The sequence below is a fragment of the Pseudomonas sp. P5_B2 genome, assembly GCF_056400445.1.
Window position 1 is genome coordinate 1 of sequence record NZ_JBFULH010001410.1, and the last position, 622, is coordinate 622.

1 protein-coding gene is annotated in these 622 nt (G+C 53.1%); it reads right to left on the reverse strand.

Annotated features, from left to right (window positions below; all coding sequences use genetic code 11):
* Positions 1-586 (reverse strand): AraC family ligand binding domain-containing protein (locus AC1DRJ_RS31525; protein ID WP_477805546.1); only part of this gene is annotated, 586 nt, incomplete at its 3' end.
* Positions 587-622 lie beyond the last annotated feature (36 nt).

The following is a 622-nucleotide window of genomic DNA, read 5'->3' on the forward strand; positions in this document are numbered from 1 at the left end:
GCATTTGATGCCTGAACCATTCCATGGTTGACAGGAATGCCGCGTCCCCTATGGGCGAGTGAGTGGCATGGCGCTGATTGCGCAGATTGTTGTTGTGTCCCAGTTCTTCCACTAGGTGTTCAAGCGCGATTTTCTTGTGTGCAGGATCAAGCGTCATCGCCACACGTATATGCAGCAGGTTCTGAAACATGTCTGACCAGGTCTGCAGGCAATCGAGAAGCCTTTCACGTACTTCGGGCTGATCGATCGACGGTGAATTGATCAGCGAAAGCAGCCGACTGTTCCTGAAGCTCTCCAGATAACCCTCGTTATCTTTTAACAGCCCGTCGGCGGGCTTGGCATTGACTGTTTCTTGAGCCTTGAAGACGACATTCGGTTGAAGGGTGTTCTCGTACAGGGCCTTACCGTTGAACTGAATAGATAGTGCCCAGAAACCATCGTTGGTGCCTTTGAAACCATGCCGCGAGTGGGGCGGGACCAGCACCATATCGCCCGCCTCGATATTTCGTTCTGTATCGCCAAGGGTTTTCCCCGAGCCGTCACAAATCAGGATCAGGCTCGCCTCGGGGTGTTGATGAACCGACAATTCCTGGTCCTTTTCAAGTCTGACCCAGCTAAGGGC